Origin of the sequence: Paenibacillus baekrokdamisoli (assembly GCF_003945345.1) — a bacterium.
GTDB classification, from domain to species: Bacteria; Bacillota; Bacilli; order Paenibacillales; family Paenibacillaceae; genus Paenibacillus_Z; species Paenibacillus_Z baekrokdamisoli.
In genome coordinates, this window is the sequence record NZ_AP019308.1 from 2,599,921 (window position 1) to 2,619,043 (window position 19,123).

The 19,123-nt window shown below is 46.7% G+C and carries 21 protein-coding genes and 1 pseudogene; 2 read left to right on the forward strand and 20 right to left on the reverse strand.

Annotated features, from left to right (window positions below):
* Window positions 1-2 precede the first annotated feature (2 nt).
* The 11 genes from EKN16_RS11720 to ald form a co-directional block, all read right to left on the reverse strand.
* Window positions 3-437 carry a stage V sporulation protein AB gene (locus EKN16_RS11720; protein WP_164522770.1) on the reverse strand — a complete coding sequence of 145 codons (435 nt, stop codon included), beginning with the start codon at window positions 435-437 and terminating at the stop codon, window positions 3-5.
* Window positions 427-1,089 (reverse strand): stage V sporulation protein AA, encoded by a 663-nt coding sequence (locus EKN16_RS11725; protein ID WP_125656933.1) that lies wholly within the window; start codon window positions 1,087-1,089, stop codon window positions 427-429. Before EKN16_RS11725 ends, EKN16_RS11720 begins: the two co-directional genes overlap by 11 nt.
* Before the next feature lie 175 nt (window positions 1,090-1,264).
* The gene (gene sigF / locus EKN16_RS11730; protein ID WP_125656936.1) at window positions 1,265-2,020 is read right to left on the reverse strand and encodes an RNA polymerase sporulation sigma factor SigF; all 756 of its coding nucleotides are present in this window, start codon (window positions 2,018-2,020) and stop codon (window positions 1,265-1,267) included.
* Between the two features lie 20 nt (window positions 2,021-2,040).
* On the reverse strand, window positions 2,041-2,487 hold the full coding sequence (spoIIAB, locus tag EKN16_RS11735) for an anti-sigma F factor (protein WP_125656939.1): 447 nt from the start codon (window positions 2,485-2,487) through the stop codon (window positions 2,041-2,043).
* A complete protein-coding gene (gene spoIIAA / locus EKN16_RS11740; RefSeq protein WP_125656942.1) occupies window positions 2,484-2,837 on the reverse strand; it encodes an anti-sigma F factor antagonist in 354 nt (117 codons plus the stop codon). Before spoIIAA ends, spoIIAB begins: the two co-directional genes overlap by 4 nt.
* A 167-nt stretch (window positions 2,838-3,004) precedes the next feature.
* Window positions 3,005-4,192 (reverse strand): D-alanyl-D-alanine carboxypeptidase family protein, encoded by a 1,188-nt coding sequence (locus EKN16_RS11745; RefSeq protein ID WP_125656945.1) that lies wholly within the window; start codon window positions 4,190-4,192, stop codon window positions 3,005-3,007.
* Between the two features lie 461 nt (window positions 4,193-4,653).
* Window positions 4,654-4,851: an aspartyl-phosphate phosphatase Spo0E family protein gene (locus EKN16_RS11750; protein WP_125656948.1), complete on the reverse strand. Its 198-nt coding sequence runs from the start codon at window positions 4,849-4,851 to the stop codon at window positions 4,654-4,656.
* A gap of 116 nt (window positions 4,852-4,967) precedes the next feature.
* Window positions 4,968-5,792 (reverse strand): purine-nucleoside phosphorylase, encoded by an 825-nt coding sequence (locus tag EKN16_RS11755; RefSeq protein WP_125656950.1) that lies wholly within the window; start codon window positions 5,790-5,792, stop codon window positions 4,968-4,970.
* 57 nt (window positions 5,793-5,849) lie between these two features.
* Window positions 5,850-6,749 carry a site-specific tyrosine recombinase XerD gene (xerD, locus tag EKN16_RS11760; protein WP_125656953.1) on the reverse strand — a complete coding sequence of 300 codons (900 nt, stop codon included), beginning with the start codon at window positions 6,747-6,749 and terminating at the stop codon, window positions 5,850-5,852.
* A gap of 151 nt (window positions 6,750-6,900) precedes the next feature.
* A complete protein-coding gene (locus tag EKN16_RS11765) occupies window positions 6,901-7,134 on the reverse strand; it encodes a DUF4227 family protein (RefSeq protein WP_183530712.1) in 234 nt (77 codons plus the stop codon).
* Window positions 7,135-7,263: 129 nt separating this feature from the next.
* Window positions 7,264-8,379 (reverse strand): alanine dehydrogenase, encoded by a 1,116-nt coding sequence (ald, locus tag EKN16_RS11770; protein ID WP_125656959.1) that lies wholly within the window; start codon window positions 8,377-8,379, stop codon window positions 7,264-7,266.
* A 395-nt stretch (window positions 8,380-8,774) separates the two neighbouring features.
* On the opposite strand from ald, the gene EKN16_RS11775 reads away from it, so the two are divergent.
* Window positions 8,775-10,004, forward strand: a complete 1,230-nt coding sequence (locus EKN16_RS11775) for a S8 family peptidase (RefSeq protein ID WP_232016520.1) — start codon at window positions 8,775-8,777, stop codon at window positions 10,002-10,004.
* Window positions 10,005-10,150: 146 nt separating this feature from the next.
* Here EKN16_RS11775 and fur read toward each other — a convergent pair whose 3' ends face one another.
* The 4 genes from fur to EKN16_RS11795 all read right to left on the reverse strand — a co-directional run bounded on the left by fur (window position 10,151) and on the right by EKN16_RS11795 (window position 13,212).
* A complete protein-coding gene (fur, locus tag EKN16_RS11780; RefSeq protein ID WP_125656965.1) occupies window positions 10,151-10,633 on the reverse strand; it encodes a ferric iron uptake transcriptional regulator in 483 nt (160 codons plus the stop codon).
* 98 nt (window positions 10,634-10,731) lie between these two features.
* Window positions 10,732-11,376, reverse strand: a complete 645-nt coding sequence (spoIIM, locus tag EKN16_RS11785; protein WP_125656968.1) for a stage II sporulation protein M — start codon at window positions 11,374-11,376, stop codon at window positions 10,732-10,734.
* A gap of 63 nt (window positions 11,377-11,439) precedes the next feature.
* The gene (locus EKN16_RS11790) at window positions 11,440-12,636 is read right to left on the reverse strand and encodes an endonuclease Q family protein (protein WP_125666157.1); all 1,197 of its coding nucleotides are present in this window, start codon (window positions 12,634-12,636) and stop codon (window positions 11,440-11,442) included.
* Window positions 12,637-12,654: 18 nt separating this feature from the next.
* Window positions 12,655-13,212 carry an NUDIX hydrolase gene (locus EKN16_RS11795; RefSeq protein WP_125656971.1) on the reverse strand — a complete coding sequence of 186 codons (558 nt, stop codon included), beginning with the start codon at window positions 13,210-13,212 and terminating at the stop codon, window positions 12,655-12,657.
* Window positions 13,213-13,360: 148 nt separating this feature from the next.
* Here EKN16_RS11795 and mciZ point away from each other — a divergent pair.
* A pseudogene (gene mciZ, locus EKN16_RS32960) lies at window positions 13,361-13,447 on the forward strand (Z-ring formation inhibitor MciZ); the annotation flags it as partial.
* Window positions 13,448-13,619: 172 nt separating this feature from the next.
* Here the strand turns inward: mciZ and EKN16_RS11805 are convergent.
* The 5 genes from EKN16_RS11805 to EKN16_RS11825 form a co-directional block, all read right to left on the reverse strand.
* On the reverse strand, window positions 13,620-14,756 hold the full coding sequence (locus tag EKN16_RS11805; RefSeq protein ID WP_125656977.1) for a M20/M25/M40 family metallo-hydrolase: 1,137 nt from the start codon (window positions 14,754-14,756) through the stop codon (window positions 13,620-13,622).
* Window positions 14,757-14,941: 185 nt separating this feature from the next.
* Window positions 14,942-15,667, reverse strand: coding sequence for a lipoyl(octanoyl) transferase LipB (lipB, locus tag EKN16_RS11810; RefSeq protein WP_125656980.1), 726 nt, complete (start codon window positions 15,665-15,667; stop codon window positions 14,942-14,944).
* Window positions 15,668-15,684: 17 nt separating this feature from the next.
* Window positions 15,685-17,082, reverse strand: a complete 1,398-nt coding sequence (locus EKN16_RS11815) for a dihydrolipoamide acetyltransferase family protein (protein WP_125656983.1) — start codon at window positions 17,080-17,082, stop codon at window positions 15,685-15,687.
* Between the two features lie 16 nt (window positions 17,083-17,098).
* Window positions 17,099-18,082 (reverse strand): alpha-ketoacid dehydrogenase subunit beta, encoded by a 984-nt coding sequence (locus tag EKN16_RS11820; protein WP_125656986.1) that lies wholly within the window; start codon window positions 18,080-18,082, stop codon window positions 17,099-17,101.
* Window position 18,083: 1 nt separating this feature from the next.
* Window positions 18,084-19,115, reverse strand: a complete 1,032-nt coding sequence (locus EKN16_RS11825) for a thiamine pyrophosphate-dependent dehydrogenase E1 component subunit alpha (RefSeq protein ID WP_125656989.1) — start codon at window positions 19,113-19,115, stop codon at window positions 18,084-18,086.
* Window positions 19,116-19,123: the final 8 nt, after the last annotated feature.

Genomic DNA, 19,123 nt, shown 5'->3' on the forward strand with positions numbered 1-19,123 from the left:
ACTCATTTCCATTGGAACACAAGCCAATCAAATAAGGAGCCCGTTACTTTTCCGAGTACCATGGCCATTAATAAACTGACCAGATAGCCGCTAAGCCTCAGTCTTTTGGCCAAAATGGGGAGCACATTCATTACTTCCGTTAATGCCGCGGCCAGCATACCGATGAAAATACCATCCAGTAGACCGACAAAAATAAGTGAACTATGACTTGGCAGCCATAAACGAATATCTAGAAAATCGGCCAAAGACCAGAAAACAGCACCGCTTACTACCGCTGTCTCGTACCACAACGATTTGCGAAAGCCATAGGATAGCTGGGCTAATCGCGGAATCAGATCAAGCACAATAAGCAAGGCAACCAATCCACTCCCAACCGCCAGCCCTCCCGCTATACCAAGCAGCATCACAAAGGCGTTCGCAGCCCAGCTAATCATCATGCTCTCTGTCCTCCGATTCGCCTCGATTATGGTTATTCCTTTGCATTTCATCCGCAATAACATAGTTATTTACATTCTCTTCGTACATATATAGCTCAACCTCTAGCGGATTCGGCTCCTCATTGAAACGTTTGCGAAATAGATGATTAAAGAACACAAGCATGCCTAGTCCAATACCAAGAGAGTAAGGAATCTGAAACCACAACGGGTGATCGTTTCGTTTGCCGGTTACAAGCTCCGTAATTCGTGTATGCACTTCCTTCATACTGACATCTGTATGAAAGTTCATAATAGCGAGTCCTGAACCAAAAAACAGGAGCAGCCAGGTCATAGCCAAAACGATTATGCGCGGCTTCCTCGGTGAATCCGAAACGATGACAAGCACCTGTGGATCTCCAAATGGATCGATAATCACTCCAGATTCCGATTCATGGATGGCTTTCACAATTTGCATCAAATCGATGACGACACGGTTACCGTCGTTCAGATGATGTTTATGCAGGATAAGCGAGCCCAATCGCTCTTCGAGTGCAGGATCTGATGAGGATATTCGTGCTGCATGTCTAAGGGTGACGCTCTGACCAGGTTTGATGCAGATCCGTTTGCGCAGACGCAAATAGACTCGCTGTGCTCCTCCAGCATCTAAATTCATGCGTAAGCCCCCTTCCATCTTTCGAGAACATTAGACGACTTTCCCTTTTAGTATGATTAAAGGACGCGAAGGATAATCGGATCAGCAGAAACAAAAAAAACCAAATCGCCTGTTTGCAGGCAATTTGGTCTTTTTTCGGTTAGAGAGTCATCCACAAATGACATAGCTACGGCGTTTATTGAGCGATCTGATTGCGAATAGAAAGTAAGATTTTTTTCTCAAGCCGCGATACCTGCACCTGTGAAATGCCAAGCCTTGCAGCAACTTCGGATTGCGTCTGATCCCTGTAATAGCGCAGGAATACAATTAATCGCTCTCGTTCTGAAAGCCCGCCAATGGCTTCATTTAATGCAAGCTTGTCAAACCAACGATCCTGCGATTCGTCAGCGATCTGATCCATCAATGTAATCGGATCGCCGTCATTCTCGAATACGGTCTCATGGATCGAGGTCGGAGGTTTATTCGCTTCCTGCGCGAAGACAACATCCTCAGGCGTAATACCAAGCATCTCCGCGACCTCTTTAATCGTTGGCAGCCTGCCCATCACTTTAGAAAGTTCATCCTTGGCTTTGCGAACCTTATTTGCCGTTTCCTTGAGTGAACGACTTACCTTAAGCGTTCCATCATCTCGCAGGAACCGTTGAATTTCCCCGATTATCATTGGCACCGCATACGTAGAGAACTTCACATCATAGGATAAATCAAATTTGTCGACCGATTTCAACAGGCCAATACAACCGATTTGAAATAAATCTTCCGGTTCGTAGCCTCGTCCCATAAACCTCTGTACGACGGACCAGACGAGCCGAATGTTACACTGCACGAGGGTATCGCGAGCCACCGTTTCGCCGGATTGACTAAGCGCGATCAATCGTTTCACTTCGGAATCGTCCAAAAATGGTTGCGCCGTTTGTTTCATATCGACTTCCATGCGGTCCAACCCCTATGCGCTTAGTTAAAAAGCGCTTTTTTCGATTCGATACGCTTTGTCATGGCGATGGATGTCCCGATGCCTGGTTCGCTTGTGATGTCAAATCCATCCATGAAATTCTCCATAATCGTGAATCCCATCCCTGAACGCTCCAGCTCTGGCTTGGATGTATAGAGAGGTTGACGCGCCAAATCCAAGTCCTCAATACCGTGACCATTATCCTTGACAAGCAGCTTGACAACATCCCCCGTAATTATTGCTTGAATGGTTACCATCCCGTTTGGGTCATTGTCGTAGCCATGAATAATGGCATTCGTAACCGATTCGGAGATTACGGTCTTCAGATCGTTCAGCTCCTCCAAAGTCGGATCAAGCTGGGATACGAAGGCAGCAACGGCAACACGTGCAAATGCTTCATTCTCCGAGCGGGCGGAAAATGAAAGTGTCATCTCATTCGTTACGTTCATGAAACGACCTCCAGACTTGTGAGCGCCAATCGCTCGTTCTCGTGAATCGGCAATATTTTAAACAACCCCGATAACTCAAATAGTCGATACACGCTTTGATTCACGTCGCACACGACCATTTTTCCACCTTTAGCCTTGAGCTGCTTGTACCGACCAAGAACGACGCCAAGACCGGAACTATCCATAAACTGAAGTTCCTTCAAGCTGAGAATGACATGCAGCGCGGTGCCGCGCAAAATCGCGTCTTCCATCTTCATACGTACAACATCCGCCGTATGATGATCCAACTCGCCGCGAAGCCTGACGATGAGCACATTGCGGTAATGCTCCAATTCAACCTGCAAGCTCATAATGTTGTTCAACTCCTAAAAGTTTTTGCGGGTCTAAGGCTCTTCTTGGTGTTGAACAAGCATTTCTACAAGCTTGCTTCTATTTCCTGCCTCACGACAAAACTAGAAGCAGAGCGCTATGAGCAGACAAATTACGCACTGTTATGCAAATTTCGCCGCCGTATAGCTTATGAAAATAAGCTTCCGCATGAGCGTTTAAACAGCGTCCACCAGCCCGCGCGATCGACGGATACGGGTGCATCTACAGAAAACTCGGTTAACACCTGATCGCCTTGATAGACAATAAGCTTGCCGATTGGCGCATTAACAGTAACAGGTGCTTTTAACGGATCAATCTTCAATTCATAACGAATATCTTTCACAGAACTTCCTTTTTTGAGCAGGACGCTGTACGAATGCTTCGCTTTTAATTCAATCTGTGGAATATTACCTTTCTCCACGTTAACCGTACCCATAACCTCGTCTTTTTTGAAAATGGAATGGTTCATATATTGAGCAAACGAGAAATCAAACATTTGGGATACTTCCGCATTACGAGTCTTCGTGTTCGGCTCTCCCATGACAACGGCTATGATACGCAAATTATCCCGACGCGCCGTCGCAGTTAAGCAAAATTTGGCCTCCGCCGTAAAGCCGGTTTTGAGACCGTCTGCCCCCGAATAAAACCGTACAAGCTTATTCGTGTTCACCAGCCAGAACGGCTTCTCGCTCGATTTGCGAAGGTAATCTTGATACACGCCAGTATATTTGGTAATTTCGCTGTGCTTCAGCAGTTCACGGGACATCACCGCAATATCATGCGCAGATGAATAATGATTCGCACTTGGAAGACCATTGCAATTGTTGAAATGCGTATTCTTTAAGCCAAGCTCCTCGGCCCGTTTATTCATCATGCTCACGAATTCAGTTTCGGTGCCGGCAATTTTCTCTGCCATCGCTACTGATGCATCGTTACCTGATGCCATCGCAATACCTTTGAGCATTTCTTCCACGGTCATTTGCTCACCAGGCTCGAGGAAGATCTGTGACCCACCCATTGAAGCGGCATATTCACTCGTTGCTACTTTATCAGTCATTTTGATTCTACCTTCATCAAGTGCTTCCATGATCAGCAGCATCGTCATTATTTTCGTGATGCTTGCGGGTGGCAACCGGTCGTGGCTGTTTTTCTCGTAAATAATCGTTCCACTATCAGCATCCATCAGAATGGCAGAACGCGCAGATGGCGCTAATGCGCTCTGAGCGGTTGAAGGAGCAGGTGCTGCCCCCTCTTTCGCCATTGCGGCGGCAGGAACAGCTAGCAATACAATTGCAGCACAGCATAAGACGATCATATTCTTCCATTTGCGATTCATACGTAAGGTCCCCTCCTGAAAATGGCCTGCAGCTATGGAGTAACCACAGTTTGGCTAAAATCTCTTTCTTAGTGTCGACCGATACGCGTTAAAATATTCCAGTAGAAACAGAGAATCTATACTTCAATCACTAATTCGCCTTGTATAGACGCAAAAAAACCTCCTACTATCCAGTTATTGGACAAATAGGAGGCTTCCTATCACTACCTAATCTATTCTACGAGCCGCTGCACCCCTTAAGAGGTCCCACTAGAAAAGAGAAATGGTCGAAATCCGCTATTGCTTCCACCGTCATAACACGAAAGAAAACAGCCATAGCTTTAAGCTGACATTTGATATCCGGGAATGTCACCTTCGCAATAGCCGTTTATGAGAAATGACAACTCATCTGAAAAGAGAGCAGCGCCATTCTACTTTTTATGTATGAGATCGACCGCGCGCATTCGATGAGCTTCTCAAATTCATCGTGTTGGCATTGCTTCATTCTCTTTAGACGCATCGATTGCTTTGCATTTCTCTGTCTGCACTTTTACTATAATCTGATCCAGTGTCTGACTTAGCAGCAGCACTTCGGTATGCAGGAAGGTTTGCTTCCGCATTGCCGCAGCCACTAATTGGCCCCGAAGTCGCTCCATTCGGTGATACGTTTGATTGTCCATGTAAGCCTCACTTTATCCTCTTTTTGTATATAACACGGACATTATACGACGATCACCGAACAAAAAATGTCATAATCGGTCGAGGCAAATATTACATTTGTGTTACGACAAATTCCTTATAGCAAAGGAATAATGCCATTTACAAGATCAAGGAATCGATGCTTGACACGTTCCGTCGTTTCCATGACTTCCACATGAGAAAGCGGCTGATTCAATATACCTGAAGCCATGTTGCTAATACACGAAATACCAAGAACTTCGATGTCGGAATGTCGAGCAGCGATGACTTCAGCAACGGTAGACATACCGACGGCATCTGCCCCCATCCCCCTCATCATCCTAATTTCCGCAGGCGTTTCATAGGACGGACCGAGAACGCCAATATAGACACCTTCCTTAACAGAAAAGCCTTGTTCCTCAGCCTTGTTCCTTGCTAGCTCACGTAAACGGCCACTGTAAGCTTCCGACATATCCGGGAAACGAACGCCGAGCTCATCTTCATTCGGACCAATTAGCGGATTACGGCCCGTTAAATTAATATGATCGCTAATCAGCATCAGATCTCCCGGTTCAAAATTCGTATTAATTCCGCCAGCAGCATTGGTGACAATAAGCTTGCTCACCCCAATTGCTTTCATTACACGAACAGGAAAGGAGGTTAATTCCGGTCCGTAACCTTCATACATATGAAAACGTCCACGCATAAGAACAACTGTGCGGTCGGATAATGTTCCAATCATTAACTCTCCTGCATGGCCTTCAACCGTCGAAATGGGGAAATGAGGAATCTCGTGATATGGAATCGTTACTCCATCCGTCAGATAATCGCCGAGAATTCCAAGACCTGAACCGAGAATAAGTCCAACCTCAGGTTTAGTGGTAATACGTCCAGCGATATACTTCGCAGCCTCTTGAATATGAGAAGCTTTTAATTGAGTCATGATTGTTCCTCCTAAAAAAAATTATTCTGCTCAAGAGAAGGCAGCGTCGCGCGACTTTTACTTTATTTTGGCTCTTGGATGAGCCTGATTGTACACGTCCATAATGCGAGTCTTTGACACCTGCGTATACACCTGAGTTGTGGAAATATCCGCATGACCCAGCATTTCCTGCACAGCCCTTAGGTCCGCCCCATTCTCGAGTAAGTGTGTCGCGAAGGAGTGCCTCATCGTATGCGGCGTAATTTCACTCGCAATCTGCGCTTCAGCCGCATATTTCTTAATTATTTTCCAAAAGCCCTGCCTCGTCATTCGTGTACCCAGCTGATTAAGGAATAAGGCTTGTCCAGCACGCTCATCCTTAGCTAACTTGTCCCTCACCTCTGAGAGATAAGTTCGTAAGGTATCACAAGCAACTCCGCCTAGAGGTACGATACGTTCCTTAGTCCCTGTTCCCATGCATTGTAAGAAACCCATAGACAGGTTGATATGATTCACATCCAAAGAAATAAGCTCAGATACCCGAATTCCACTCGCATAAAGAACCTCCAGCATGGCTCGATCGCGAATTCCAGCGTTCGTTGCCGTACTAGGACTCGCTAACAGCTTCTCCACTTCACAGACGGTCAGTACCTTTGGCACTCTTTTTTCCTGTTTAGGTGTCTCTAGATGAAGAGTTGGATCTTGAAGCACCTGTCGTTCCTCTAAAAGGAAATGGAAAAAGGAACGAATAGATACCGTATGGCGTGAAACCGTTGCTACCGCACGTCCATCCTGACGAAGCTGAAGAATATAACGAGAGAGATGATGCTTTTGAACGTCACGGACTTCACTAATGCCCTGCTCGTCCATATATTTGAGAAAAAAGGATAAATCCCGCTCATAAGAATAAAGCGTATTGGAAGAAAGTCTCCGTCTGTCTTGTAAATACTGAATAAACGCTTGCAAATGAGCTTTCATGGGTTGTTCCTTTCCCAAGTCTTCCTACCGATTGAGTCAGCCTCTATAAGGGATATATTCCACAGGGAGACTCCATTCTCCTGCCTAACAGTGCATTATTTGTCGAATGATTCACTCATAAAGGGAACAGCCGCTTTGTATGCAACACCCATTACTCTCCGTACCAGTAAAAAAGTTTTAACCGTTCAGAGAATGTCGTGTTATCTGTATGCAGCATCTCTGGATTGAATACCTTCAACGCTTTGCCTTGTGGTATCCGGTAGGGATCATTTGGCGCTATCCATGTTGCAATAAATCGGCAGCTGCCATACATGACCATTGTGAGAATGCTAAGTAACAGGATGAAGAACAGTATTCGAAACCATTTGCGAGCAGACAGGACCATAGCCGCCACACTCCTTTCATAAGGGGAGAACAATACCGCATAGATTGCCTATAACAGTTGTCCTCTATGACACCTTATGAGTGAAAGGGCATAATCATGTCTTCGTTCAGAATGCCCCCGTACAAAGTATCACAAAAGTGTCTCAAGCTCTATAAAGGGTAACCCAACCGCCTGTGCAACCTGAGAGTGTGTGACCTGTCCCTTGTAAGTATTGACACCTTTACGGAGTGACTGGTTCTGAGAAATGGCTTGCTCAAACCCCTTATCCGCAAGCTCAAGTGCATACGGTATCGTCACATTCGTCAAGGCAAACGTTGAGGTACGAGGCACCGCTCCTGGCATGTTGGCAACAGCATAATGAAGAACGCCATGCTTCTCATATACAGGATTCTGATGGGTCGTTACCCGATCAATGGTTGCTATCGTTCCACCCTGATCAACAGCTACATCTACGATAACCGAGCCTTTTTTCATCGACTTAACCATTTCTTCGGTCACCAGATGCGGCGCGCGCGCACCAGGAATAAGAACAGCACCTATAAGTAAATCTGCCTTGCGGACGGCATTGGCAATATTGTACGGATTGGACATTAGCGTTCGAATACGACCATTGAATACCTCATCGATATCACGCATTCGTTCTGCGCTTCGTTCGAGAATAACGACACTCGCCCCCATGCCAAGCGCAATTCTAGCTGCATTGGTGCCAACGATTCCTCCACCTAATATGATCACTTCTGCGGGGGGAACACCTGGGACACCTCCAAGTAGGATGCCTCGTCCTCCATAAGATGCCTCCAGAAACTGTGATCCGACCTGAACCGCCATTCGCCCTGCCACCTCACTCATAGGTGTAAGCAGCGGCAAGCTTCCATTGGGCATTTGAATGGTTTCATAAGCAATTGCACACACACCTTTAGCAACAAGCGCTTTGGTCAAATCCTGTGCGGCAGCCAGATGCAAGTAAGTAAACAGCAGTAAGCCTTCACGAAAATACTCGAACTCCTCCGGCAGCGGCTCTTTCACTTTAATAATCATATCGGATCGGGTCCAGACGTCCTTGGCATCAATGGCAATCGTAGCACCTTCCGCTTCATAGGCCTCGTCCGTAAAGCTGCTTCCCTCGCCTGCACCAGGCTCGATTAATACCTGATGACCCGAAGCCTTCAGCATGCCAGCACCGGCTGGAGTCAATGAGACCCGATATTCGCTAGCTTTTATTTCCTTCGGTATACCGACTATCATACACATCTTCCTTTACAAGGTTATTGTGCAGCTCAGCTTCTGACGATCCCTAATTAGGCCGTCCTCCAAAAGCTACCTAAATTCATCGCGAATAAGGTTTTCCTTCCCAATACCTACATATGCAAATGAAGGACGGGTTGACAGTCCTCGACGATACGTTTTCCTGCACTCTCATAAATTATGTGTGAATGCGGCATCTACCCATGCCTGTATGCGGCAGCCTACATACACTAGATGTAACAAAGCGCCAAGCTTATGCTTTCGATGCTGCATTACTTCGTAAAGCGCCAAGTTTATGCTTTCGATGCTGCTTTACTTCGTAAAGCGCCAAGTTTATGCTTTCGATGCTGCGCTTTACTTCGTAAAGCGCCTTAGGAGGAAATGATTTGCCAAAGGTGGAACGATTGCTGCGAGATTGCACGTTGGGCCGTGCATCTGCATGCTCTTCACGTAAGCTGATCGGTTTGAAACGTCAGTCACATTACAAGCGTTGTTTACGAGAGCTATCCAAATACGGCATTACGCCTGTAAAAAGTATCCCCGACAGCCGTGTGATCTGCTGCCATGTGGATAAACGCCGAATAAGCACAATTCAATCTTTAACGAAACATCCATTCGTTAAATACGTTGAGCCAGATTTCAAAATGCGCGCTCATCCCATTACGACCTCCCTGAGTCGACCCGCCAAAGCAGTTGGTCGTACTCGGATGTTATCCGCGCCAAGCGGTGCGAGAAAAGATCATGGCTCGAAGCCCTGGTTGAAAAACTTTGTACACCTGCCTTCACCAAAAACAATAAGTCTAGTAAATGTAACCTGGAATATAAGGCGCGTTCAGGCCCCTCTTGTCTGGCCAATCACTCGCGGTAGTAGTAAGAAAATAGGCATCATTGATACAGGTATTGCGAAGCATCCTGACCTTGTCGTCTCGGGAGGCATCAATACCATTAATGGTTCTTCCTTCCTTGATGATAATGGTCATGGCACACATGTCGCAGGCATTGCTGCCGCACGAGGTACAAAAGGCCAAATTCCAGGAGCAGCCCCAAGAGCAGCGCTCTACGCAATCAAAGCTCTCAATGCAAATGGAGAAGGATTCGTTTCCGATATCATCAAAGGAATCAACTGGTGCATCGCGAGAAAAATTTCAGTCATTAATATGAGTCTAGGCTTAGAGGGTGAGAAAAGTGCAGCCCTTCGAGAAGCTGTCAAGCGTGCTCACAGGAAAGGCATCGTAATTGTAGCATCTGCCGGTAACAGCGGAATAAACAGCGGAGGAATTGATGAACCAGCAAGTTTTCCGGAGACGATAGCCGTCGCCGCTTCTACCATAAGCAATAGAATAGCCCCTTACAGCAGTCGCGGCAGGGGCGTCAGTATATCTGCACCTGGGAACAACATTCGCTCCACCTGGCTCAGAAACGGCTATAAAATTTTGTCTGGCACAAGTATGGCAAGTCCGCATGTTGCTGGAGGTGCCGCATTACTGCTTGCCGTAGAGCCGAATCTCAAGCCCACACAGGTAAGGAGTCGGCTCCAATCCACAGCGAGCAGGTTGACCGGCTATGGTCCGAGATCTCAAGGCGCAGGTCTTCTGCAGATCGCTAGCTACTGTGTTGAAGAATGAAAACGATCATTTCCTATCAAGAAGAAACGGCTTACGCCGTCCTTGGCGGCGAAGCAAGTTTCTTCCTTCTGAAATATAAGCAAAGTATAGAGGAAACTTATACTTTGCTTATATATTAAAAAACTCCCTAAGAGCGGGATGACCTCTCATTCCGGAGAGGACGCCGCATTAGGGAGTTGTTGTTGGTCGTTTTTTGCCCGACATTTGCTGCAGATACCTTGAAAATCAAGTCGGTGATCAATAACGGAAAAACCATATTCTTGTTCAAGCCGTTCTTCTAAAGGTCCAAGCCAGTCTTCCAAAATCTCGCTCATTGTTCCACATTGTACGCAAATGAGATGATGATGATGATGTTTGTTATTATCAGTCCGTAAATCATAACGTGCGACACCATCGCCGAAATTCATTTTCTCCACTACATGAAGTTCGCTTAAAAGTTCGAGTGTCCGGTATACCGTTGCTAAACCAATCTCAGGTGCTTTATCCTTTACGAGCATGAATACATCCTCTGCACTCAGATGATCCTCTTCATTCTCTAGAAGCACACGTACTGTTGCTTCACGTTGTGGAGTTAGCTTGTACCCCTGCGATTGCAGCTGCTGCTTAATTTTATCAATCCGGGATTCCATGGTTTCCCCCCTCGCACACCGCTCTCGTGCCCAATCGCCGGAAACGTTTGCTTTCATTATAGGGTCACATTGCGAGGAAAGTCAACTATTTAGAATGATTACAATTCATTGGTAGCACCAGCAATAAGCGGAGCTGCCCACTTGATTAGCAGTGGCGATACAAATGATTCAATCATCGCAGCTCCAATAATGATAAGCAGCATGAGCACCACGGTAGATGAATGAGCCACGAATGGATGACTAAGTGAGCCATATCTACTAAGAAAACGGTTCTTCACAATATAGATCGAAAAGGAAACAGACGAAACGCTGGCAATCAATAAAGCCGGAACGATAATCATATTGGGCGGCGCGATGGATACAAGTGAGAAAAGCAGACCCTTCCAAGCATGCTGACTTACAAGTGTTCCTATGGCGAATCCAACCAGCACACCCTTCATGAAGTCAAGTACAAGTACAAGCGGCATACCTACAACCGTCATGCCAAGCACCCCAATAAGAAGGATCCATTTGGCATGGAATAATGTTCTTTCCCAAAAGGTTGGAGATCCTCCTTGAAGCACGCCGTCCTGAACATGCTGTACGAACAGCTGAACATCACCAACCAAGTCTTGCTGTTGGCCCAGTGTTAATGCATTTACAAGAAGTGCTCCAAAAACGACCCCGACGGCGAACAGGACGGAGACAAAGACATAGAGCGTCATTTGATCCTTCAGAAGCGATTGCTGCATTGGTGAACGCATGGCACACTCCCCCATATCTAGATGGTAAAGTTTATGTTCACGCTTGTACAACTATGACGAGCTCTAGTTAGAATCCGCAGAGAAAGATCTAATTTTACCGTATTTACCGCCGCCACCTGCTTGCAGTTGAAGGATGCCTTCCCTAGCATCTGTAATGACAGCTGCTGCTGATTCTCCGACAATGCTGGCAATATCCTCTTGCTTGGCATCATGCAGCACATTCATCTCGGTATCAAAACGTGCTAGCAGCTTATCCATCGTACGTTTGCCAATGCCGGGAATAAACTCAAGCGGCACTTGATAGACATAACGAGGACGATTATTGGGCAAGAAAGGAAGCTCTCTACCCGCTCGATTGGCCAACTGTTCGATTCGATCCATTACGCCTCGGACTAGCTTTGTGCTGCCGCACATCGGACATCTGACTGCCGCAGCCCCTTCATCTGCAAGAGAGCCGCAATTCAAGCAGAATGTCCGGTGATATTTACCCAGTACAGGATTGAGCCCATAATTAGCAGAGATTGCCCTTCCTTCATGACCGTTCAAGGCAAGCTTGAATTCTTCAAAGGAAGGTTCAGCGAGAAGCAGCTCATTATATTCACGGCCTATCTTGGCCAGTGAATGTGCATCCGAATTCGTTAAAAAAGGTAAATGGTCTAGCTCCGGGATATAACCTGCCATCCGACTATCAGCACTTAGACCGAGCTCCACAGCATCGATGAGATCCGGGTCTAGCGTGTCTGCCAAATGATCCGAGCAGCTGCCAAATACACTTCTATGCGGGGTAAAGATATGCGCTGGGATGAATAGACCTCCGCGATCCTTTACTTCCTCCTGAAGGACACGAGAAGGTACATAAATGCGCTGAGAACTCAGCTGCACATTACGCATGTGGTAAGCCATCCACTTGGTAAACAACTGCATATCGGCAAATGTACGCATATACACGAGATGATGCGCAGGACCGAAGCCAGCATCCCTCACCTCAATCTCTGACCCGAGAAGAATAGTCGTATTCTGGTATCGAATGCCTCCGCCGTCAATCTCCGTCATCTCTCCGGAATCCAGAAGTCTCGCAATATCTTCCTGAACGCCTGGAGAATGGCAGTCAATAATACCAAGCAGTCCAATTCCTTTGCGTACAGCGGCTTCATGAGCAATGTTGCGAAAGGTCAGATCCCGGCTTCCGCTAATTTTGACTGCTTCGCCCTTCTCTGTACGCCCGATATGCAAATGAAGGTCTGCAAATACTCGGTTCAATGCCTGCTCCTTCACCAGCTAAATTTCTCCAGTTAAGCGATAAATATGCCAAGCGTATACAGCAAGAATCGTCTTCGCATCGCTTATACGTTCTTCTCGAATATATTGCTGCGCTTCTTCAAAGGTGATGGCCTCTACTGCCAGAAATTCATCCTCATCTGGGCGGCTGTCTCCTTTGACAAGATCCTCTGCCACATAAAGAAACAGCTTCTCATCGGCAAAGCCCGGCGACGTATAGAACGCGCTAATTGGACGAAGCTTTCCTGCTCGATAGCCTGTTTCCTCCTCCAGTTCACGGCCCGCTGCTACCATCGGGTCTTCTCCTGCATCCAGCTTACCAGCCGGAATTTCGATTTGGAACTTTTCCATTGGTTTGCGATATTGCTCGACGACTAGCATTTTGCCATCGATTAGTGCCAGTACGGCTGCTGCGCCAGGATGACGAATGATTTCTCTAGTCGCGGTTCCTCCATTAGGCAGCTGAATCGTATCCACCTGCAGGGAAATGATTTTACCTTGGAAGATTGGCTCGGACTTCACAGTCAGCTCCCGGTAGTGATCTGTTTTTTCTAACATTATTTTGTCACTCCTTTGAATTTAGGAAGCATAACCTGTCCTTTTTTTACATAGGTATGCTTATAGCAAATATGGGGAAATGACTTAGAGATAACAATATTCGGCTCAAGTTTGCTCATTCCAATACCTCGAAGGGGAGTTTGAGAGAATGAAACAATATTCCGTCGCAAGTCAGCTAATTTTAGTCGGTAAAGCCTGGGAAATTCGTCACCAGCTGAAGCAATTGTCCAAACAAAATAGTGCTAGCGGCACATCCTATAAGTCGGTCTCCACACTTGGCGAGTATTTGGAAAACCGTCGGCCTGTCAGTCGTTAAAGTATAGAGGAAACTTATACTTTGCTTATATTTTCAAAAAGGGCAGTGCCCAAAGTAGCTTTCCTACTTTGTGGTCACGGCCCTTTTGCGTTTATTTAGCTTGCTGCGCTGCTGCCTGTGCAATAATTTCAACGACAAGTGCTGTTGTTTTCACCAGATCTTCGACTTTGATCTGTTCCTTTGTCGTGTGGATATATTCATAACCAACCGCAAGATTCACAGTAGGTACGCCTAATCCGTTAAATATGTTTGCATCACTGCCTCCGCCGGAATGGAAGGTTCGTGGTGTTCCACCAATCTTCGTGATTGCTGCTTTGGCTAGCTCTACAACGGGGTCTCCATCAGCGTAGGAATAAGCGGGATAAATAAGCACACTTTCAAAATCCGCTGTAGCCCCATACTCTGCAGTTACATGATCAACCGCTTCTCGCATCGCTGTAACTTGTTGATCCAGTTTATCCTGTACTATACTTCTTGCTTCCGCATAGAGCGTAACCTGATCGCAGACGATGTTGGTCGCTCCTCCGCCCTCGAACTTGCCGATATTTGCAGTTGTTTCATGATCTATACGGCCCAGTGGCATCCGTGCAATTGCTTTACCAGCAACCTGAATAGCGCTTATTCCATCTTCAGGATTGACGCCAGCATGAGCGGATTTCCCATGAATAACAATCGTAATCTTCGCTTGTGTTGGTGCCGCCACCGCAATATCGCCAATAGCCCCGTTGGAATCAAGTGCATAACCGAATGCCGCCTCCAGCTTCGATTTATCGAGTGCTGCTGCCCCTAGAAGTCCGCTTTCTTCACCCACTGTAATGACGAATTGAATAGGACCATGCTGAGCACCGGTTTCTTTCAGAACACGAATCGCTTCGAGCATCGCTGCTAAGCCGGCTTTATCATCACTGCCTAGAATCGTCGTTCCATCACTTCTTATGTAGCCATCCGCGTCCAGCTGCGGTTTAATACCTTTACCGGGTGTTACTGTATCCATATGCGAAGTAAAGAAGATTGTAGGTGCACCCTCAGCCCCATTTGCTTCAAGCTTGATAATGAGGTTACCCGCTCCATGCCCCGTAATGGCAGCTGCCCCATCCTCCTCTACTGTTAGTCCTAGCGAGGAGAACTTCTTCGTCAGCACATCACAGATCTGACGTTCATTCTTCGTTTCACTATCTACACGTACAAGCTCCATAAATTCATCCACTAATCGTTTTTCTGATATCATTGTCTTTCCTCCATCCACCAATATCGTTTACAATAGAAACAATTACATAAATGTTTTGCTTAATTTATGAAATGGTTTCAATTAATACTTCTTATTCTTTGCGAAAGGAGCATGCTAGCATGCGTACGAATCGATTTACAAAAATATTTATTTGGCTGCTAATCGCTGTAATGCTACTATCCACCCTATTCATCAGCATTGGCTGGATATTCGAATAATTCCTTAACATCGGTATTCTCAAAGCCAAACTGTCTGCAAAAATGAGGCATAAGCTCCTTAGCAACCTGCTGGGTCGTCAAATGATTACCTGTTAGGTCAGCAAATGAGGTAACCGAATAGTCTTGAATACCACATGGAATAATGCCCCGGAAACCGTCTTGTGCTATGCCCGATTTCACATTCAGAGCGAACCCATGACTCGTCACGAATCCGCGACGGGTCATTGCTTTGTTGAATTTCACGCCAATTGCAGCGATCTTCTCATCTCCGACCCAGACACCTGTATACTCAGACTTTCGTCCACCTTCTATACCATAATCCGCCAGCCAGTCGATAATGACCTGTTCCAGTTGACGCAAATATCCATGCAAGTCGAGCCCGATCCCATCCAAATAAAGCAGTGGATAGCCCACAAGTTGGCCAGGCCCATGGTAGGTAATATCCCCGCCGCGGTCAATTTGGAATACTTCAATGCCTCGCTCTGCAAGCTCCTCTTCCGAGTAAAGCAGATGCTCTGGATGTTTCTGCGAGCCAATTGTATAGGTTGGCGGATGTTGAAGGAGGAGGAGCGTCTGTGGACGCTCCTCCTTATCGATTTGTTTTACATATGCTTTTTGCATATCCCATGCTTCCGCATAACCGAGCATAGGGATATATTGCGCTTCAATGATCTTCACGTTTGTTGTAGTCATAACGGTTTAGCCTCGTTTCAATACAATTTCGTGTCCAAATTGAAGCCTTCAAGATTTTCCTTCACTCGTTGAAGGAACCGACCACAAATAACGCCGTCCAGAATTCGATGATCAAGCGATAAGCAAATGTTCGCCATGGAACGAACGGCGATCATATCATTGATTACTACCGGTCGCTTCACAATGGATTCGAACGTTACGATTGCAGCCTGCGGGTAATTGATAATCGGATAAGACAGTATGGAGCCAAATGAACCCGTGTTGTTAACTGTGAAGGTTCCACCATCCATGTCAGAGAGTGTCAGCTTACCTTCCCTTGTCTTACGAGCCAAATCTTCAATTTCGCGCGCGAGACCCGCGATGTTCTTCTGATCTGCATTCTTAATGACCGGTACCTTCACCGCATCCTCAGTACCAACAGCAAGGCCTAAGTGAATGTCCCGCTTCACAATAATTTTGTCCACGGCCCAGACCGAGTTCATAATAGGGAAATCCTTGATCGCATTGACGACTGCTTTGACCCAGAAGGCGAGATAGGTCAGATTCACACCCTCACGCTTCTTAAAATCATCCTTCAATTTGTTTCGCAGCACTACAAGATTCGTTACGTCTACTTCCATCATCATCCAAGCATGCGGAATTTCAGTAACGCTTTGGCGCATATTCCGGGCAATCGCATTCCGTACAGGCGTAACGTCAATGAAATACTCGCTGCGCCCTGGAAGAGATTGTCCTTCCACTTCAATATTGTTTGGAATCCGTGGGGTCTCCGACAAATGCAAGCCCGAAGAACGAACGGTTTCCTTCGTATTTAGATTAACGGAATGCGGGGCGGATGTCTGAACCACTGCAGCTGGTTTACTTACACTGCCTGAAGCCACATACGCTAGTACATCTTTACGAGTTATACGACCGCCAAGACCAGTTCCATCAATGTTCGAAAGCGTGATACCATGTTCTGCCGCAAGCTGCTGTACAGCGGGTGAGAAGCGATTCCGCATGCTTGTATCGTTGTTGCTATCTGCTGACGCAGCAGTTGGGCTCTGTGCCCGCACTGCAGCGCGTGCATCGCTGCTGACCAAGGAAGTCGATCCTTCCGCTGCGCGGTTATTAGTCGATCCAGCTTGGGTCGCATCGGAATCAGTAGATTCGTTAGTATTCCCACTCTCTTCAACAATCTCAATGATGCAGACAGGTGTCCCTACAGGTACGTTCACACCTGCTTCGACTAATATTTCAACCAATGTTCCCTGCAGGGTTGAAGGCAGCTCTGCATTGACTTTATCGGTTATGATTTCACATAGAGGTTCGTACATATCAACTGAATCACCCGGCTGCTTCAGCCATTTCTCAATGGTTGCAGATACAAGAGATTCTGCTAGCTGTGGCATGACGACTTCCGTTAATGTTTTCATTCCAACCACTCCTTATTTAATAAAGGGCAAGCTTCTTCATGGCTTCTTTAACTTTCTCTTTATTGAGCATAAAGAACTTCTCGCCTGGTGGATTTATAGGCATTGCCGGCACATCAGGACCGCATAGACGCATAATAGGAGCATCCAGCTCGAACAGCATCTCTTCCGCAATGATAGCCGACACCTCAGCCCCGACTCCGCCGAACTTGTTATCCTCATGAATAATAAGCACTTTGCCTGTACGACGAGCAGCGGTAAGTACAGCTTCCTTGTCAAGCGGCTGCAGTGTACGCAGATCGAGAATATGGGCAGTAATTCCTTCCTCAGCAAGCTCTTCCGCTGCTTCTAGAGCAAAGTGAAGCGGCAGGCTGTAGCTGATTACGGTAATATCATCCCCTTCACGAAGGACGTTCGCTTTACCAATCGGCACAATATAGTCATCTTCAGGTACATCTCCGACAACCAGCTTGTAGCATTTTTTATTTTCAAAGAAAAGGACTGGATCTGGATCGCGCACCGCCGCCTTTAGAAGTCCCTTGGCATCATAGGCCGTGAAAGGCACAACAATCTTAAGACCAGGCGTCCCAAGAAATACGGATTCTGGACATTGGGAATGATACAAACCGCCAAAAATACCGCCGCCAATCGGAGCGCGAATAACGAGCGGACATGTCCAGTCATTATTCGAACGATAACGAATTTTGGCTGCTTCACTAATAATCTGATTCGTTGCGGGGAACATGAAATCCGAATACTGCATCTCTGCAATTGGCTTCATGCCGTACATAGCCGCACCGATCGCTGCACCAACAATGGCCGACTCCGCAAGTGGAGTATCCATGACTCGTTCCTCACCAAACTGCTCGATTAAGCCTTTGGTTGTTGTGAACACGCCGCCCTTGAGGCCGACATCTTCGCCAAGCACGAACACGTCCTCATCACGTTCCATTTCCTCTTTCATGGCAAGGCGGATCGCATCGATATATTCCATCATCGGCATGTTAGCGTCCTCCTTTGTCATCATCATCGGCATAGACATGAAGAAGGATATCTTCAGGTTTAGGGAAAGCTGCTTTATCACCAAAGGTAGTGGCGTCGTCGAGCATCGCTTTGAGCTTGATCAAAAGTGCTTCTTCCTTCTGTTCATCCCAAATTCCGCATTCGATCAAATATTGCTTATATTTGGCCATGCCGTCTTTATCGCGGTTCGCATCGATCTCTTCCTTCGTCCGATAAGCCAAATCGTTATCAGAGGTCGTATGCGGCGATAAGCGATATGTCATCGTTTCGATAAGAGTAGGCCCTTCTCCGGCAGCTGCCCGAGCGCGAGCGATTTTGACAGCCTCATAAACTTCAAGCGGATCGTTGCCATCGACCCGGACCCCTGGGAATCCGTAGCCAAGTGCACGATCTGATATTTTACCGGCAACCTGCTTATGCAAAGGCACCGAAATCGCGTATTGATTGTTCTCGCACATGAAAATAACAGGCAGTTTATGAACACCCGCCATATTGCAGCCTTCATGAAAATCTCCCTGATTGCTTGAGCCCTCGCCAAATGTGACAAAGGTTACAAAATCCTTTTTCTTCATCTTAGCTGCTAGTGCAATGCCTACTGCATGGGGGACTTGCGTCGTTACTGGACTAGAGCCTGTAACGATACGAAGGCGTTTGGAGCCAAAGTGACCTGGCATTTGACGTCCGCCGCTGTTAGGATCATCAGCCTTGGCAAAGACACACAGCATAAGTTCGCGAAGTGTCATACCCACAGAAAGTACGAAGGCGTAATCACGATAATAAGGTAAGAAATAATCAATATCACGATTGAGAGCGAATGCAGCACCAACTTGTGTGGCTTCCTGACCGATACCAGATACGTGGAAATTAATTTTACCTGCTCGTTGAAGCAGCAGGCAGCGTTCATCGTAACGCCGTGATGTCATCATCAACTCATAAATTTCAACGGCTTGTTCATCCGAAAGTCCAAGGCGTGTATGTCTGGACTGCTGGGTAACAGATTCGGATTTTGTCATGAGGGATG

What these genes read in the sequence shown, in the direction of transcription:
- lipB (WP_125656980.1), bottom strand. Translation starts at nt 15,667, where the DNA reads ATGACTACAACAAACGTGAAGATCATTGAAGCGCAATATATCCCTATG.
- EKN16_RS11745 (WP_125656945.1), bottom strand. Translation starts at nt 4,192, where the DNA reads ATGAATCGCAAATGGAAGAATATGATCGTCTTATGCTGTGCTGCAATT.
- sigF (WP_125656936.1), bottom strand. Translation starts at nt 2,020, where the DNA reads ATGGAAGTCGATATGAAACAAACGGCGCAACCATTTTTGGACGATTCC.
- EKN16_RS11815 (WP_125656983.1), bottom strand. Translation starts at nt 17,082, where the DNA reads ATGAAAACATTAACGGAAGTCGTCATGCCACAGCTAGCAGAATCTCTT.
- spoIIM (WP_125656968.1), bottom strand. Translation starts at nt 11,376, where the DNA reads ATGCGTTCACCAATGCAGCAATCGCTTCTGAAGGATCAAATGACGCTC.
- EKN16_RS11765 (WP_183530712.1), bottom strand. Translation starts at nt 7,134, where the DNA reads ATGGTCCTGTCTGCTCGCAAATGGTTTCGAATACTGTTCTTCATCCTG.
- EKN16_RS11720 (WP_164522770.1), bottom strand. Translation starts at nt 437, where the DNA reads ATGATGATTAGCTGGGCTGCGAACGCCTTTGTGATGCTGCTTGGTATA.
- EKN16_RS11795 (WP_125656971.1), bottom strand. Translation starts at nt 13,212, where the DNA reads ATGTTAGAAAAAACAGATCACTACCGGGAGCTGACTGTGAAGTCCGAG.
- EKN16_RS11805 (WP_125656977.1), bottom strand. Translation starts at nt 14,756, where the DNA reads ATGATATCAGAAAAACGATTAGTGGATGAATTTATGGAGCTTGTACGT.
- spoIIAB (WP_125656939.1), bottom strand. Translation starts at nt 2,487, where the DNA reads ATGAACGTAACGAATGAGATGACACTTTCATTTTCCGCCCGCTCGGAG.
- EKN16_RS11820 (WP_125656986.1), bottom strand. Translation starts at nt 18,082, where the DNA reads ATGCCGATGATGGAATATATCGATGCGATCCGCCTTGCCATGAAAGAG.
- fur (WP_125656965.1), bottom strand. Translation starts at nt 10,633, where the DNA reads ATGGAATCCCGGATTGATAAAATTAAGCAGCAGCTGCAATCGCAGGGG.
- xerD (WP_125656953.1), bottom strand. Translation starts at nt 6,749, where the DNA reads ATGAAAGCTCATTTGCAAGCGTTTATTCAGTATTTACAAGACAGACGG.
- ald (WP_125656959.1), bottom strand. Translation starts at nt 8,379, where the DNA reads ATGATAGTCGGTATACCGAAGGAAATAAAAGCTAGCGAATATCGGGTC.
- EKN16_RS11825 (WP_125656989.1), bottom strand. Translation starts at nt 19,115, where the DNA reads ATGACAAAATCCGAATCTGTTACCCAGCAGTCCAGACATACACGCCTT.
- spoIIAA (WP_125656942.1), bottom strand. Translation starts at nt 2,837, where the DNA reads ATGAGCTTGCAGGTTGAATTGGAGCATTACCGCAATGTGCTCATCGTC.
- EKN16_RS11725 (WP_125656933.1), bottom strand. Translation starts at nt 1,089, where the DNA reads ATGAATTTAGATGCTGGAGGAGCACAGCGAGTCTATTTGCGTCTGCGC.
- EKN16_RS11750 (WP_125656948.1), bottom strand. Translation starts at nt 4,851, where the DNA reads ATGGACAATCAAACGTATCACCGAATGGAGCGACTTCGGGGCCAATTA.
- EKN16_RS11755 (WP_125656950.1), bottom strand. Translation starts at nt 5,792, where the DNA reads ATGACTCAATTAAAAGCTTCTCATATTCAAGAGGCTGCGAAGTATATC.